This is a genomic window from Bacillus sp. SA1-12 (assembly GCF_000981385.1).
GTDB lineage: Bacteria > Bacillota > Bacilli > Bacillales > Bacillaceae > Metabacillus.
This window is the reverse complement of record NZ_LATZ01000007.1, coordinates 79,278-96,212: the sequence shown is the minus strand read 5'-3', so window position 1 is coordinate 96,212 and position 16,935 is coordinate 79,278. Positions and strand designations below refer to the sequence as shown.

15 protein-coding genes are annotated in these 16,935 nt (G+C 38.6%); 4 read left to right on the top strand and 11 right to left on the bottom strand.

Annotated elements, in window-relative coordinates; all coding sequences use genetic code 11:
• Window positions 1-10 precede the first annotated feature (10 nt).
• The 10 genes from WQ54_RS06945 to WQ54_RS06900 form a co-directional block, all read right to left on the bottom strand.
• Window positions 11-451: an Rrf2 family transcriptional regulator gene (locus tag WQ54_RS06945; protein WP_046513998.1), complete on the bottom strand. Its 441-nt coding sequence runs from the start codon at window positions 449-451 to the stop codon at window positions 11-13.
• A gap of 211 nt (window positions 452-662) precedes the next feature.
• Complete coding sequence (locus WQ54_RS06940) at window positions 663-2,045, bottom strand: amino acid permease (protein WP_046513996.1); 1,383 nt, start codon at window positions 2,043-2,045, stop codon at window positions 663-665.
• A 541-nt stretch (window positions 2,046-2,586) separates the two neighbouring features.
• On the bottom strand, window positions 2,587-3,675 hold the full coding sequence (locus WQ54_RS06935; RefSeq protein ID WP_046513993.1) for a glycerophosphodiester phosphodiesterase: 1,089 nt from the start codon (window positions 3,673-3,675) through the stop codon (window positions 2,587-2,589).
• A 151-nt stretch (window positions 3,676-3,826) separates the two neighbouring features.
• The gene (locus tag WQ54_RS06930; protein WP_046513990.1) at window positions 3,827-4,126 is read right to left on the bottom strand and encodes a restriction endonuclease; all 300 of its coding nucleotides are present in this window, start codon (window positions 4,124-4,126) and stop codon (window positions 3,827-3,829) included.
• Between the two features lie 178 nt (window positions 4,127-4,304).
• Window positions 4,305-5,552 (bottom strand): NADP-dependent malic enzyme, encoded by a 1,248-nt coding sequence (locus WQ54_RS06925; protein ID WP_046513987.1) that lies wholly within the window; start codon window positions 5,550-5,552, stop codon window positions 4,305-4,307.
• 64 nt (window positions 5,553-5,616) lie between these two features.
• Entirely contained in the window at window positions 5,617-6,960 is a 1,344-nt protein-coding gene (locus WQ54_RS06920) for a 2-hydroxycarboxylate transporter family protein (protein WP_046513984.1), read from the bottom strand.
• 114 nt (window positions 6,961-7,074) lie between these two features.
• A complete protein-coding gene (locus tag WQ54_RS06915; RefSeq protein ID WP_046513981.1) occupies window positions 7,075-7,782 on the bottom strand; it encodes a response regulator in 708 nt (235 codons plus the stop codon).
• Window positions 7,779-9,380, bottom strand: coding sequence for a DcuS/MalK family sensor histidine kinase (dcuS, locus tag WQ54_RS06910; protein WP_046513978.1), 1,602 nt, complete (start codon window positions 9,378-9,380; stop codon window positions 7,779-7,781). The genes WQ54_RS06915 and dcuS overlap by 4 nt, the downstream gene beginning before the upstream one ends.
• 233 nt (window positions 9,381-9,613) lie before the next feature.
• Window positions 9,614-10,849, bottom strand: coding sequence for an ATP-grasp domain-containing protein (locus tag WQ54_RS06905; protein ID WP_046513975.1), 1,236 nt, complete (start codon window positions 10,847-10,849; stop codon window positions 9,614-9,616).
• A gap of 301 nt (window positions 10,850-11,150) precedes the next feature.
• Window positions 11,151-12,290 (bottom strand): M20 family metallopeptidase, encoded by a 1,140-nt coding sequence (locus WQ54_RS06900; RefSeq protein ID WP_331435083.1) that lies wholly within the window; start codon window positions 12,288-12,290, stop codon window positions 11,151-11,153.
• Between the two features lie 592 nt (window positions 12,291-12,882).
• Here WQ54_RS06900 and WQ54_RS06895 point away from each other — a divergent pair.
• Window positions 12,883-13,887, top strand: coding sequence for a DUF3231 family protein (locus WQ54_RS06895; protein ID WP_046513972.1), 1,005 nt, complete (start codon window positions 12,883-12,885; stop codon window positions 13,885-13,887).
• A 78-nt stretch (window positions 13,888-13,965) separates the two neighbouring features.
• Here the strand turns inward: WQ54_RS06895 and WQ54_RS06890 are convergent, their stop codons facing one another.
• Window positions 13,966-15,672: a mechanosensitive ion channel gene (locus WQ54_RS06890; protein WP_084821866.1), complete on the bottom strand. Its 1,707-nt coding sequence runs from the start codon at window positions 15,670-15,672 to the stop codon at window positions 13,966-13,968.
• Window positions 15,673-15,855: 183 nt separating this feature from the next.
• Between WQ54_RS06890 and WQ54_RS06885 the strand changes: the two genes are divergently transcribed.
• The 3 genes from WQ54_RS06885 (at window position 15,856) to WQ54_RS06875 (ending at window position 16,915) form a co-directional block, all read left to right on the top strand.
• Window positions 15,856-16,053 (top strand): spore coat protein, encoded by a 198-nt coding sequence (locus tag WQ54_RS06885; RefSeq protein ID WP_046513969.1) that lies wholly within the window; start codon window positions 15,856-15,858, stop codon window positions 16,051-16,053.
• An 18-nt stretch (window positions 16,054-16,071) separates the two neighbouring features.
• Complete coding sequence (locus WQ54_RS06880) at window positions 16,072-16,365, top strand: spore coat protein (protein ID WP_046514159.1); 294 nt, start codon at window positions 16,072-16,074, stop codon at window positions 16,363-16,365.
• Between the two features lie 124 nt (window positions 16,366-16,489).
• Window positions 16,490-16,915 carry a CBS domain-containing protein gene (locus WQ54_RS06875; RefSeq protein WP_046513966.1) on the top strand — a complete coding sequence of 142 codons (426 nt, stop codon included), beginning with the start codon at window positions 16,490-16,492 and terminating at the stop codon, window positions 16,913-16,915.
• The last annotated feature ends 20 nt before the right edge of the window (window positions 16,916-16,935 follow it).

Below are 16,935 nucleotides of genomic sequence, written 5' to 3'. Positions count from 1 at the left end.
TTAAAAAAAATTAATTAACTACAGAATGTAAATGATCTACCATCTCTTTACCAATCTTTTGTATTACATGTTCAATCGTTTTAAGTCTTAGATAATCTTCCATCTTTTGCTCGGCTTCATTCATTTCTTTCTCAATAAGACAATTTTCTCTATCATGTACACTATTATCTAAACTGCAATGGAACAATGACGTTGTTCCCTCTATTGCATGTATGACATCTAAAAATGTAATATTCTTTGGATCTTTGATTAATTTATATCCTCCATTAACCCCTGTGCCTGACTCAATAAAACCGGATTTAACTAATTTGGTTAATACTTTAGAAAGATACGTAGGTGACACTTTTTGAACTTCCGCCAACGACTTTACACCTATTGTTTTTCCAGTCGGTAAAAGAGCCAAATACACAATTGTGTGGAGTGCATAATTCGTAGCTTTAGAGTACTTCATATTCCCACCTTCTAGTTAGAGATTTAATGTATCTATAATATCTTTAAATATATTCTTTAGTCAAGAAGTAAGTTCTTGTTTTATAAACAAAGGTAGCTCCTGCTTCAAACAAAAAGGACAGAGAAGAGTAGATTCCTGATTTCATCTACCCTTCTCTGTCCTTTACTTTAGCAATTAATTGGTTCTAATCTGGTTGCATGACCGCTTAATTTTACACTGCTTTTCCCTTTTTCACCTGATCAGCATAATTCTCTTCTGGTTTTCGCATCTTATAAATCGCAATCAATAAAATAAACCAAACAGGTGTAACGAATAAGGCAACACGGGTATCTTCCGCAAGTGCCAGCACGACTAAAACAAATGCTAGGAATGCTAGGATTAAGTAATTGGAAAATGGATAAAGCGGCAATTTAAATTTATTCTTCTTCGCTAGATCTGGTCTTGTTTTACGGTATTTTAAATGGCAAATAACAGTAATTCCCCAAATATAAATAAAACATACGGTAGAGATACTTGTAATCAGCGTAAATACTCCCTCAGGCATCACATAGTTCAAAACAACGCCAATAAGAATGACGACAATTGAAAAGAACAATGCATTGGAAGGTACTTTACGGGAAGTAAGCTTCGCTAATGAAACAGGTGCATTCTTATCCTTGGCAAGTGAATAAACCATTCTGCTTGTACTAAATATAGCACTATTACACGCAGAAGCCGCGGATGTTAGAACGACAAAATTGACGATACCTGCAGCTGCAACGATGCCAATCGCCATGAAAACTTGAACAAATGGGCTTTCTGCCGGATTTATGGCGTTCCAAGGATAAATACTCATAATGACAAAAAGGGCACCGATGTAGAAAATTAGAACTCGAATCGGAATATTATTGATCGCTTTTGGGATTACTTTTTCCGGATCTTTCGTTTCTCCTGCTGTAAGTCCTACGAGTTCAATACCTACAAACGCAAACACGACCATTTGGAATGAGAGGATAAACCCATTCATGCCATTAGGGAACATACCTCCGTGGCTCCACAGATTCGTAAAGCTGGAAGTACCAGAATTTGTAGAAACTCCTTTTATAATCATGAAAATCCCAACTACAATTAGTGCCAGAATCGCAATTACTTTAATTAAGGCAAACCAGAATTCCATTTCGCCAAACAGTTTGACAGTTGCTAGATTCATAACGAGCAAAACAACAAGGGCAATTAATCCTGGTACCCATTGTGGTACATCAGGGAACCAATACTGTGTATATAGACCAACAGCCGTTAAATCAGCCATAGCAATTGAAATCCAGCAAAACCAATAGGTCCAGCCTGTAATAAACGCTGCCATATTCCCTAAATAGTCCCTTACAAAGTCAACAAAGGAATGATAATCCAAATTGCTTAAGAGCAGTTCCCCAAGTGAACGCATAATTAAAAAGCAAATGACCCCTGTAATCAAATAAGCAAATAAAATCGAAGGTCCGGCCAAATGGATTGATTTCCCTGATCCAAGGAATAATCCTGTTCCAATTGCCCCGCCAATTGCGATGAGTTGTACATGCCTATTTTTAAGACCTCTTGCCAATTTTTGTTCTTGCATACAATTTCCCCTTTCCCCTAATGGCATTCGACAACTATACTGATTACTGTTATAGCTAAATAACAATAATCCCTTAAAAAACTTTATTACTAAAATAATAACAAAATTGCGTAATCTAGAAAACTGGTAATAAAAAATGAATCTTTTTACACTCTTTTTATTACAACAATTCATAAAGAAAAAGACTTGATTACTTTCCCTTTCCTCTTCATTAGCTCCATAGAAGATAGTAATTGCCTTCTTTTTATATAAAGGAGTACGTATAATCCAAAAGCATAACATAAAAAACGCTCTCAGAACTTTTTATCCTGGAGCGTTATCTTTTGGATGGTTAGTAAATAATTGAATGATCTGCATAGTGAGTGTTTACAACATAAAACTCACTTATCGTCAAAATTTTGTCTTCCAATCTTTAATTTTGGTATACCTGCAGTATGAGATGCATCCGCTATACAAAAATAAAAAAGAAACTATACCATTCTTTCTGATACAGTTTCTTTTATCTAGTAAAACAAGTATTCATTTTATAGATTGGGAGATTTTAAAGCTGCTCCCCTTTTGGCGCATTATAGCCCTTTGGCAGCTTGAAACCGCGCTCTTCCATGACGCTGCGCAGACGGTCTGGATAATCAGTGATGATTCCGTCAACACCGTCGTCAATTAGTTTATTCATTGTTGGGATATCGTCAATCGTCCATGGAATGACCTTCATACCAGCATGATGCGCATCCTCTACCATTTCTTTTGTAACATAAGGTACATAGTTCTCATCTGTGATTTTGCCGTTTTGCGGAAAGCCATGTACAGGAGAAATGGCATCTGCGCCAAACGATTTGGCTGCCGCCACAAGATCTCCGCCAAAGTCATCAATATCTATTCCGCCTAACCATGGTGAAGCTCCCGGTTGGCCTGGCTGTAAAAATTGCGGACCATTAGTCAGTGCAATGACAGGTAAACGAGGTTCTACCTCTTTCATGCGCATGAGTGCACCCCAGTCGAAGCTTTGAATGGATACGCGATCAAGCATTCCCGCTTCACGAACATGGCGAGCAACAATTTGCACGAACTCTTCACGCGGGGCTGTTTCCCATGGTGCACCAGCCTCAACCTTTGTCTCAATGTTCAACCAAACCTTCTTTGCTTTATATTGCTTGACAAGATCAATAACCTCGCTAAGCAACAGCATCTTAGCACCTGGGCTCGGCTGCTGCTCTGGATACTCGGACTTTGTATTAGTGCCGCAATCCATCGTGCGGATCTGGGCAAGAGTCAGATCCTTTATGTACTTTCCAACATAAGGAAACTCCGGATCGCCAGTAAATGCCGGACTCGTATCCCTGCACGTTCTTTCTGAAATTTTACGATCATGAGTGACAACTGCCTGGTTATCCTCTGTGATTTGCACGTCAAGCTCAAGTGTACTCACTCCCATTTCAAGCGCATGAGAAAATGACGCAATGCTAGATTCTACGTTCAGTCCCATTCCTCCGCGATGTGCTTGCAGATCAAATGTCTTCGGACCAAAGCTGTCGATTGGGCGGTCCGCCTCATTTGCCGAAGCCAATGCAGGCTGTGCCGAACATAACATAAATGCAGCAAGCGCTCCTGCTAAAATCTTCTTCCTCTTCATCTCATTCACTCCTAATAATCTAATAATCTAGTACATGATTAAGATTAAAGAGGAAGTGTAAATTCTTATTTACGTAGATGTTAAGATAGGATAAAGAAAAGGTAGATAAGGTATTGAAGCTTTACAGCATTCCCCGCTGTAAAAGGTCCTTCTATTTTTTCCTTTCATTCGATTTTCGAGTTCGCGGTATTTTAGAGCCTGGTTGTTTTTTGATCCACTTCAAAAATTTGCTCATTCTTTCATTTTGCTGAAGTGCTTCTATATTGGTTATGCCTAATTCGACAAGCTCTTTATTTGTAAAAAGGGAATGAACCTGCTTATGACATGGAATGCACAGGTAAGCAGTCGGCAGAAATGTCCCTCCTTCTTCCTTTGGGATTAAATGATGCAGTGTTGTTTCAACTCCTTCACGTTTACATAGTTCACAGACTGTTGGATTTTTCTTCCCCATCAAAAACAGTCCCTTCTTTTTCTTTACCTATCAGTTTGGTTACTATCCTAAATGAATATACATGAGCCGCTATGAACATAACTATTCAGGTACGTAGTGACGTTTCAGCTGGGTAAATAAAAAGTAGACCGTTAAGAACATTTAACGATCTACTTAGAGATATTGCTTTCTATAATTATTAAATATATAAAGCTTGTTGTTTTTCTGTTGTTCTTTCTTGACGACCCTTGATTTCTTCGATATTTACTTGCTTTTGTGAAACTCCTGTTTCCGTTGCAGCGTAAGCAACAGAAGCTGCTACACTTGGGGCAACTCTATTGTCAAATGGATCAGGTATGACATAATCGGGATTTAGGTCTTTCTCTTCAATGAGTCCGGCGATCGCATAAACCGCGGCTAGCTTCATTTCTTCATTAATTTCTTTTGCTTGAACATCTAAAGCTCCTCGAAAAATTCCAGGGAATGCAAGTACATTATTAACCTGGTTTGGAAAATCAGAGCGACCAGTTCCTATGACAAGTGCTCCTGCTTCTTTTGCATCCTCCGGCATAATTTCCGGTACTGGATTGGCCATGGCAAATATGATGGAATTTTGATTCATCGATTGAATCATTTCTTTTGTCACAGCACCTGCGACTGATACTCCAACAAATACATCAGCACCTGCAAGTGCATCTGCCAGTTGACCCTGCATTTTCCTTTTATTAGTAATCTGTGCCATTTCATCTTTAAATGGGTTCATGCCCACTGGACGTCCTTCATAAATGATTCCTTTTGTGTCACATAGAATAACATCTTTTACACCCATATGAAGAAGCAGCTTTACAATCGCCACTCCTGCAGCACCCGCACCGTTTACAACAACCCGGATATCGTCAATTTTTTTATTTGCTAATTTCAACGCGTTAATTAATCCAGCAGCCGTTACAATTGCTGTTCCGTGCTGGTCATCGTGAAAAATTGGAATATTGCATTCCTTCCGTAATCGTTCCTCAATGTCAAAGCATTGCGGTGCTGCAATATCCTCTAAATTAACTCCGCCAAACGTCGGTTCTAAAAGTTTCACAACCTCTACAATTTTATCCGGATCGGTTGTATTCAAACAAATCGGAAAAGCGTCCACATCAGCAAATGATTTGAATAGCAATGCTTTCCCCTCCATGACAGGCATGGCTGCTTTTGGGCCGATATTGCCGAGACCAAGTACGGCCGTTCCATTTGAGACAACGGCAACCAAATTTCCCTTCATGGTATACTCGTATGCTTTGCTTTCATCTTTATGAATGTCCAAGCATGGTTCCGCTACACCTGGAGAATATGCAAGACTTAAATCTTTTGCATTCCGTACAGGAACTTTTGAATGAACACCTAGCTTTCCTTGATTTTCCTTATGCATCTTGATGGTTTCTTCTCTTAAAGTTGGCATATCATGTTTCTCCTTTGTTCATATTAAAAATAACTTTATCAACCTATTACACTTTCATATTTTATTAGCTTAATAACTTCATTAATATCGTAGCTATGATAACCGTTGATGCTCCGCCAAGCCTTGTTGCGACCTGGGCAAACGGCATTAATGACATGCGGTTGGATGCAGATAAAATCGCTACATCTCCTGTTCCGCCTAAGCCGCTATGGCATCCTGTTACAATCGCTGAATCTACCGGGTACATTTTCATGAATTTTCCGACAATATAACCCGTACCAACCATGGCGACCACGACAGCCGTACAAACCACGACATAAGCAGGTGTTACAATTTTTACAACATCCTCTAAAGGAATGTAAAGGATACCCAAACCGACCATAAGCGGCCACGTTAAGCTTGTTGATACAAATTTATACAAATGAAAAGCACCCTGCTCCATTTTGGAAGGCATTAGTTGAAGGCATTTTACTAATGTTGCAGCCACTATCATCAAAACAGGACCAGGAATCCCTAAGAATTTATGGGCAAGTGCGCCGAATATAAAAAAGCTGCAAGCAATGAGCAATCCCGCTCCCATTAACGAAAAGTCGATGGACATTTTGCTCGTCGTTTCTTCTTTTATGCCATCTCCGCCTTTCGTTTTAACTAGCACGCCATTTCCAGAAAGCTCAGGTTTTCGTTCGCCTAAGTTTTTCATTAATCCTGCACAAATGATCGCAACGATATTTCCGATTACAGCTGCAGGTATCATCTGGGAGACAAACGCTTCTGCAGGCTCGCCTAAAATTTGCGAGTAAGCAAGTGATAGCGGTAAAATCCCTTCACCAATTCCTCCGCCGATAATCGGTACAATGATATAAAAAAACGTATGCTTCATGTCATATCCGAACAAGGATCCTACCGACACTCCTGCAATTACAGAGGCAAGGGTTCCAAGAATTAGTGGAATAAACATTCTTGTAAATCCTTGGATTAAGACACTGCGGTTCATCCCAAGAATACTTCCTGCTACTAAACACGAAATATAGAGATAAAGAAAATTAGACGTTTTCATTAACGTTGTGACCGCTTCCATTGCAGCCGGATTTAACAGGTTATAAAAAACTAGAATAGAAGGAAGCAGCAGAGATAAAATGGCAGGCCCTCCAATGTCTTTTAAAATAGGAATTTTCATGCCAAGATCTCCAAGTAAAATTCCCATCACCATGATGACTGCAAACCCTCCGATCATATCCGGCGGCAGCTGATTATAGACAGAAGCAGCGTAAATAATAGCCGCTAATACTAAATAAAGAGGCAACGGTATAACTCCTACCTTGAGTTGTTTAAAGCGGGATACAAACCCTTTTCTTTTTTCTTTTTTCTCTATTATGTGAAGCGTTTCCAACTTTCTCGCTGATTCCATATCATGGCCTCCTTTTTCCTTGTACCCTTATGTTAGTAGTTTTGTCGAAATATAAATAGTTTTTGTAACTTATGTAAGTATTTTTGTAATTAAAAAAAGCAGCCGATCGGCTGCTTACAAATATTGTTTGATGACATTGCTTTTATCCTCATTATATTCATGCTGATAAACGGGTCTCCCGATGCTTCCATAAATGACTTTAACGTCGAGTACGTCAATATCTTTTAAGAATTTTAAGTATTTCCGAACAGATACCCTTGAAATCCCCGTTCGACTCACAACATCTTCCGTTGAGAAAGGGCTTGTTTTAATGTTCAAGATCTCATTCCATATGATCGTTAATGTATCTTTTGTCAACCCTTTCGGTAATTCTTCAGGAGGCCGTTTTTCTTCTTTTCGCAAAAGCTGCTGGTCCAATTCCGATTGATTAAGGATTTGCTGGTTTTGTATAAAAGCTGCCTTTTCCTGATATGCAGCTAACGCCTCACGAAAACGATCAAATTCAAACGGCTTGATTAAATAATCGACTGCCCCCAGCCTTAAGGCCTTTTGAATTCTTTCTATATCAGAAGCAGCGGAGATAACAATCACGTCAATTTTCTTTTCACTCTCTCGTATATAAGAAAGCAAATCCAGTCCATGTTTACCTGGCATAAAAATATCCAATAACATTAAATCAACGCTTTCCTTCTCCAATTCATTTATTGCATGCTCCACTGAAGAACAAATAGATGCTAGTTTAAAGCCACCCACCTGTTCCAAGTAACGTTTATTAAACTCTGCAACCATTGGGTCGTCTTCAACAATCATTACACGAATCACTTTGCATCACCTTTGCTTTTATATGGAATATAAACGGCAAACGTCGTTCCCCTGCCCTTTTTAGACGATATGTCCAGTTCTCCCCCTAGTTTTTTCAAACTCTCATTTACTAAGTATAGTCCAAAACCACGATCATCTCCCTTAGTAGAAAAACCTTTCTCAAGGATATGATTTTGTATCTCCTCAGCTATTCCGATTCCAGTGTCCTTAACCTCAACTGTCAAGATTTCATCCCCAAAGTCAAACTCCACTTCAATTTGCTTAGAAGGACTTTTTTCAACTGCCTCGAGGGCATTATCGATCAGATTTCCAATAATCGTAATCAATTCATGGGTAATGCTTGCATTTTCCGGTTCGGGCAATTGATATTCTGATGATAAGATAAGCTTTGCACCTACTTCTCTTGCATAACTTAGCTTACCAACTAAAAAGCCTGCCAGTACAGGGTCTTTGATTTTCCTTGCAATAAAACCAATCTCGTTTTTGCTGTGATCGGCAATTTCACTTATATAATCGGCCAGCAGATCATAATGGCGCATATGCACCATCCCAAGAATAACATGAAGTTTATTCATAAATTCATGTGACTGTGCCCTTAGAGCCTCCGCATATAATTGTACACCTGTTAGCTGTTCAGCTAGCTGGCTAATTTCTGTTTTATCCCGAAATGTAGCTACAGCGCCAACAATATTGTTCTCGACAAGCACTGGAACACGATTAACCAGCAAAGTTACACCTTTAATATGTTGTTCTTCATCGAACTCTGCTTGCCCCGTTTGTAAAACTCTGCTTAGTCTTGAGGGAACCATATAAGCATCGATCTTCTTCCCCATCGGATTTTCATCTAAGCCCGCCTTTTTTAAAAGCACTAATGCAGCTTTGTTAATTAAGGTAATTTTTGAGTCCTGATCAACCGCAATAATCCCTTCGCGTACTGAATGTAACATAGCGCTGCGCTCCTCAAGCAGCTTCGCAATCGCGATTGGCTCTAGCCCAAATAATATTTTTTTAATATATTTAGCCAAAATGACAGCTCCGGCAATTCCCGTTATAATTCCAAAAATCGTCCCTACATAAATATCTCTGCGGCTCCTCTCAACTGCTTCATTCACCTTTTCCAAAGAAATTCCCACTGCAACTGCCCCAACTTGCTGCCCATCCTCATCAAATACCGGCGTAAAGGAGCGCAAGGAATGGCCTAGTGTACCTTTGGAAATTGAGACATGCTCTTTTCCTGCTAAGGCTGCTTTCTCATCTCCTCCAACAAACTTTTTTCCAACCTTATTGGGATCAGGATGTGATTTACGGATCCCTTCCATGTCCATTACGACAACAAATTCAACATTTGTAACAGATTGTATATTGCTCGCAAATTTTTGGATCTCCCGTTCATCTCTTCTGCCGCTCAATGCTTCTATTACAAGCGGGGAATGTGCCACCATTCTGGCTGCATTTCCCGCTTTTTCAGCCTGACTGTCTTCAATGCTCTCGGCAACAGTTTGGCTAATTAGCAAATCAGTCATTAACAATGAAAGAGCTACGACAGCACAGACAAAAATCGTGATTGTTGTCTGTAAACTCCATTTTCCTTTTTTCATCTCTTCACCTCAATGTTTCCGCACTCTTTTTCTATTAAATTGATTCTTCCATTGAAAAATTATAACCATCTAATTATTACCTCTTATCATAACTCATGATGCCTAACTGGTAGAAGTTTTGGTTTGGCCATTTTCTCTTTTCATTATAAAGTCAAAAAAATACACCTTCACTTGCGCAAACAAGTAAAGGTGCATTTCAACATGGCATACTTATTATTGTATCTTTTCTCTGTTTACTCCTTCAAAATAAAACCGGCCTTGACCATATCTTTAAGGAAATCCTCGACCTCTTCTGATGACTGTCCAATTACAAGTCCAATTATTTTTGTTACCTGTTCTTCATCAGGAAAATACCTTGGATCTAATATACTTAACGGAATAATTTGTTGCTTATCTACAAATTCTTCGACTAATGGAATGACTTGGTCAAAATTCTCCGTCCAATTAAAGTTGCAGAGCCGCATGAATTTTGTTCCAAATCTTTTTTTAATATCGTTATAGAGAAGGAGCCCGCATGTCGAAGCATTAAAGCGGACATTTAAATCAATAAAATAGTAGTTGCCTTCATAGACCAGAACATCAAAGCCGGCTACTCCGACATATCCCTTATCGGCTATATTTTTCATGACCTCATAGCCTGTTTCAATAATATCTGCTATGTTGTGATCATATTCGGTTGTAATCCAGCTGCCGCAGAAATTACCCTCTTTTGTTACAAGCTGCTCTGATTTTCCTAAGAATTCTATTTCTCCCTCTTTATTGACCATGTAGTGAACAGAAACATTTTTCTCGTAAGGGATAAGCTCCTCAACAATGATCGATGTTAAATCACCGAAGCTGTCATTAATTTCTTCCAGTTGCTTTTCGTCTTTAATAAGCAGGACACCGTACCCTCCAGAGGTAGGACGGCCATCACCAGTTTTTAAAACAAAGGGCAGCTGCGGTTTTTCCTCTAAAATTTGCTCAAGACTCATCATTCTCCGCTTTGGTATATGCTGTGCAGGAACGAGCTCAGGTATATTCCGTTTATCGCATAAATAGGCTAGCACTTTAGGGTCAACCCGATATAGCTCAGTTGAAACCCTTCCTTCAGGATGCGGATATTGAAAAATCATTTTTTTATTTTGGCTTGACAGAAGCTTAAGAGCTTCAATATATTCATCTTCATTTTGATACGTATAAAGGACTGGAGGCACCTTGAGACCTGCTTTTTTTAATAATCTTAAGGCTGGTTTTGTTGTACAGGCAGCATGACAGACAACAGGTGTGTTTCCAACGACGCTTAGTTCTCTCCCTGTGAGAGCGTCTAAGCTTAGCAAATCTCCTGAATAATGCTGATAATCTTCAGCATACAATTTTGGATTATAGATGATTCCTTCTCCGTAAATGTCTTGCATTGAATAAGATGGACGGAAATTCATCATTCGTTGACCTTCCATAGATGTTAAACGCTTTGCTGCTTCTCCCATAATAAAACCTCCCTATATTCATCTTGATTTTAGTAAAATAGTATTTTATCTATTAAATAGATTTAAAAATTGAAAGTCAGGATTCTAGTATTCTTTATTACCTTTCGTAATTGGTATTATCTTTTTTATTCACTGAAAAGCCAAACCTTAAACCTAATTTTATTATTATTCTTATTATTGTTCTATTAAACTAGTTAAAACGTGGCATTTATGAGCATGTATGTATTAAAAAAGAATGGGAGAAGAGGAAGTCAAACAAAGGATGACTTCTTGTTCTGACAGCCCCTTCTAAGAGGAAAAACTACACACTTAATTTTTCTATCGTTTTGGCAAGTAATGCTGTAAATTGAGGGAATGTCTTTAAGTCGGTATATTCGTCTTTCTCATCATGTGAGAACTCTCCCATCGGCCCTATTCCATCAACCGTCGGGATCCCTTCAATTGCCGTAAAGGAGGCGTCAGACCCTCCTCCTGATTTTACCTCTCGTATCGATATATCAAGCTCAGCAGCTGCTTCCTGAATGACATTAATTAGCTGCTCCGTCCCGTTTGTTTTCTGCATAGGCGGTCGATTAATATCCCCCTTTAATTTGGTACTGGTTCCTGATACATGCTCCTCTTGAGCAATTTCAGTAATCTTCCTGACAATCTCGGCAGCCTGATGTTCTTCCTCAAAGCGCACATCAATTTTAGCCTTTGCAGCTGGGGGTACAGTATTTGTCGAGGTACCGCCTTGAACCAACCCTACATTTACGGAAATCCCTTCATCATAATCATTTAATTCCTGGAGCTTGAGAATCTTATGAGAAATTTCCTCAATCGCACTTCTTCCCCGTTTCGGCTCTACACCTGCATGCGCACTCTTCCCCTTCACATCAAGTGTAAAGAGGCCAACCCCTTTTCGCTCGGTCACAATCCCTCCATTTGGGCGGGAGCATTCAACTACTAATGAATACAGTTTGTCTTCAGCTGCCTGTTTAATTAAAGGCTTTGAGGTAGGCGAACCGATTTCTTCGTCACTGTTAAAAATAATGTGCACATTTTTATAAGCGTCAGATCCGGCTGCTTTCAACGCCTTTAACGCATATAAAACCTGGACATGACTCGCTTTTTCATCATTAACACCAGGACCAAAGGCTTTATCTCCAATTATCTTAAACGGGCGTTTCCCTGCTTCCCCCTTAGGAAAAACTGTGTCCATATGGGCAATGATGATAATCTTTGGTTCACTGTCACTTGATGCTTTAATCTCCAAATGGTTACCAAGCTTATGTTCAGGATGTACTTTTACATCCATTCCTATCTCTTCAAATTTCTTTTCTAAAATTTCCCCTACAGCATCGACACCATCTTTATTGTATGTTCCGCTATCTGTATTCACGAGCAGCTCTAATAACTCAATCATTTCATCTTTTTTATTTTCCAAATACGTTTCGATCATATTCCTCTCCTCATTTTTTCTAGTTTGTAGATACATTACCCGTCACATTTACCGAAATAAACACGAAAAAACGATTAGGAAATGATTGATTCTATTAACTTATTTGGTATTGACGATACACTAACTAAAGTTGATAGCATTTCTCATCATTTTGATAAAAAGGGTGCAGGGATTAAGCTTTCTTCTATCGTTTAAGTTCTATGGGACTTTCTTTCTTTTTTTTTATCCGGCTTTGTCCTTGAGAACCTCTCTACGGGACTTTTCTCGGTTTTCCTTACAGGGTTTTGTCCTTGAGAACCTCTCTATTGGACTTTTCTTCGTTTTCCTTGCCAAGTTTTGTCCTTGTGGCGCTCTCTATGGGACTTTTCTTTGTTTTCCTTACAGGGTTTTGTCCTTGAGACGCTCTCTATGGGACTTTACTTCGTTTTCCTTGCCAAGTTTTGTCCTTGAGACGCTCTCTATGGGACCTTTCTTCGTTTTCCTTGCCAAGTTTTGTCCTTTAACATTCTAAGTTTTATCCTTTTTAACCTTTTGAATAAGTCACTATCAAAAGTCACATACTTCAAATAACAACACTCGGAGGTAATCTATCTTGATCCTAACAAATCCTATAAGTGCGTCAGAAGTCGGAACATTGTGGCTTACATACGAAGAAAAGACTCTTATCATGAGAATGTTAGAATATTTTATAGAAAAAACGGATGATCAACAGGCCAAAAATATTTTAGGCGGTTTATGGCAAGAGTTAAATTTTTTTGTATTACAGATAGAACAGCTATTTGAAGATCAAGGAATAGTGAAACCTGTTGGATTCACAAGTGAAGATGTTAACTTAGAAGCCCCTAAGTTATACGACAATGGATTCGATATTATGTTTGTCCGTATTCTTAAGGAAGTTAGTATGGGGATGTACACCATTAATATGAACATGGCCTATAATGATAAAGTTATGCAGATCTTTGAGGGGCTGACAACTGTTACCCAAAAAATATATAAGTTAGCAACCCTATATCTACTTGAAAGAGGGATTCTCACTCTTCCGCCAAAAGTGACAATGCCAAAAACAACTGAATTTATTAAAAGTAAAGCCTATATGAAAGGATTTAAATTTGTTGGTGATAAAAGGGCTTTAAATGACATAGAACTTGGTTTTCTTCATCATGGTATTGAGACAAATAATATTGGAATGCAGCTGATTACCGGTTTTGCACAGTGTGCCGAGCACAAAGAGGTTAAACAATATTTTCAAAAAGGAAAAGAACTTGCGAAGAAACAGATTAAAATAATGGAAGATATTCTTCTAGAAAGTGATGTTCAATTTTCTGCTACTTCCGGAAGCACGGTGACTACTTCAACAATCGCTCCATTTTCTGACAGGCTCATGATGCATTGCATTTACCTTCTCAATGGATTTGGAATTGTCGGAAGTAGTTTTGGGACATTTTTTTGTTTAAGAAATGATATATCATTAAAATTAACTTTACTTGCCAAAGATATCTATTTCTACGGACAAGATGGAGTTAAAATTAAGATTAAACACGGATGGTTTGAAGAACCGCCGCAAATGGAAGATCGTTCTGAAATAATAAAAAAGTAATTGTCTTCATTTGTTTAGGACAATACCAAAAAAAGGAAAAACGGACCTCTTTTTTAGGTCCATTATTCCTTTTTTAACCTATTTACTTCGTCTTGGTTTGTTTCGAGTATTTATTGGGTTATTCAAATCATTCATGTTTCTGTTTTGAAATAAATTAGTATCGCTCGTATTACTCGTACTTAAGTTCGTTTGTTCCGGACGGCTAGGCAATTTAGGTTGATCTTTCCATTCTCCCGGATCAGGGCTTTGAATGGTCGTTTGCTCCATTTTATTGCTTAATTTGTCCAGTGTGCGGCCAGCAGCTTCTCTTCCGCCTAAACCGAAAGCCAACCCAAATGCAAGTGTGAATCCTCCTAAGATTAAGATAAACGCAGCATTTACAATCGTACTAGCTACACCTAATTGGTTAAGTGCCATAAAGAAAGCTAATGTAATAATCGTATATTTAGCTATATTGCCAAGCAGCTTCCCTTCTGTTTTTTGTCTCACCATGCTCTTAACTACACGTTTGACAAGGTCACCCAAATAAAATCCAATCCCAAGAATGAGAACAGCAGTTAACACCATTGGAATATAAGCTAAGACAACCGTTAAGATAGAAACTAGACTTTCTAAATTGACAAGTTGTAAAGCTTCAATGGTAAATAGCAGCACCACAACAATTTGTGCAGCCAGACCGACTAGTTCTGAAATGGTTAACGTTTGTGCACTCTTTTGCAGAGACCCTAATCCCATTTTTGAAAGAATGCTATTAAATCCAACACGTTCTAATACTGATGTAATGGCAGTTTTAACCCATTTTCCAACCCATATACCAACGGCAACAAGTAGAATTGCCACTATAATATTTGGAATCATATCCATGATTTGCCCAAGCATTCCTACTGCTGGAGCTGAAATTCCATCAATGTCTAATGTTTCAAGAGCCGAGATGATTACCGGGATTAGTATAAAGACATACACAATTGTCCCGATTATTTGAGAAAGTGACGTTTTATCAAATGCTTTCTCAGCACCTAATTTTGTTGCTAAACGATCTGTTCCAATACTTTGCAAGAAATTTACGAGAATTTCTTTTACAATCTTCGCTACTAACCATCCAACAAATAAAATGACTGCAGCACCAATAACGTTAGGGATAAAGGCAAAGAAGCCATTCAGCATGCCTTCAAGAGGCTCTGATATTGCTTCAATTCCCAATGCAGCTAGAACAGCGGGCAAGAAAAGAAGCAGTGTTAAATAAAAGACTGCTTTAGAAGCAGAGCCTACCGCATGATTTGTTTGATTACTGTTACCTGTCAGCTTCCAGCGGGATAAAAAGCCTTGTAAACGATTATTTCCCCCTGCCTTTTTAACTAAGAATGCTAATCCTGACGCGATTAACCAAGCTACAATGGCAATAAGCGCCGCTTTTAATAAATTTGGTATCGCAGCAGCAATGACGCCTAGTGCCTGTGAGATCGGCTGCGCAACATATGGCAGGCTTAACATGTTTAAAAACATCACAAATGCTACAGCCATAATAATCCAAAAGACAATCTTACTAATAATACCTTCTGATGAATACTTAACCGGCTGTGAAGTACCCCTCTCTCCATCAGAATTTGGTCTCATCCATCTTGCCATTTTGTTATCAAAGTCTGTACGACGCAATGCAGCTTTTACCGCCTTTGCAATAAGTGCTGCAACGATCCAGCCTATTAATAGGACGAGAAAAGCAAGCACTAAATCTGGTAATCTGCTAAAATAAGCCATCCAAGATTCTGTTACTACATTGAAATCCATTATTTTCTTCCTCCTTTAAAACTGCGATTAAGTGTTCTGTTCGTTTCACAGTCTCCTTTCCCTATGAATCTGCTTGCTAAACAACAAATTATTTTTGTATCAAATCTTGAGAAATAGGATTAAAAGATTTTTCAATAGGGTATGAAATCCATGAAACAAACTACTTTAAGGAGTGACAGAAAAATGGCAAAAGAACTAGCACCACATGAAAAACTGGAAATACACGAACTATTAACCTTAAAAACGGTATGTGTGACAAAATCGACGGCCATGCTGGAACTTGCTGACGATGAGAAATTAAAAGAGATTTTAAAAGAGGACGCTCAATTATCAGCGACTGCGATTGAAGAATTAAAAGAGATACTAAAAGAAGATCAATAAATGGGAGGAGAAATGGATATGACAACGAAAAAAGCGAAAATTAACAGTACATTAGATGATCTTGCCATTGCCACTGACCTGCTGTTATCAGCAAAAGCTGCGGTTCGCAGCTATGCGGTTGCGATTACTGAAACGGCTACCCCTGAAATTAGAAAAACGTTAAAAAAGCAATTGGATCAAGCTATCGATCTGCATGGAAAAATAGCTCAATATATGATAGATCAAGAAATGTACCATGCCTATAATATACAAGATCAAGTCAAGCATGACCTAAAAAAGGCTGATAAGGCACTAGAGTTAATAAAAGCATAGATGACTAAAAGGCTGACCAAAAGTCAGCCTTTTTTTATATAAAAAAATGGACAATGTGTTTACAAAAAAAGAGGAAGGGTATGCAAGAAAACGAGGAAGTAAAAATCATGAAGGAGGAATAAACATGAATATTACCGAAGTCATGACAACCAATGTTGAAAGCTGTACGCTTAAAAGCTCTTGCAGCGATGTAGCGATGAAAATGAAGGAGCTTGAAGTAGGCTCAATGCCAATCTGTGATGATGAAAGATTAGTAGGGATCGTGACCGATCGCGATATTGTGATAAAAGGGATAGCAAACAATCTTTCAGGTGAAACATCCATTTCGAAGCTAATGACTGAAGATGTCATAAAAGGAACTCCAGACATGTCTGTAGAGCAAGCAGCACAAATCATGTCACAATATCAAATTCGCCGACTTCCTATTGTAGAGGATGATAAATTAGTTGGGATGGTCTCGCTTGGTGATTTAGCCGTCCATCATGAATCAACAAAAAAAGCCGGAAAAGCCCTTGAAGATATTTCCGTTCCTGCCGAACCTAATCAGTAATCAAAACAGAAAGGAGTGAT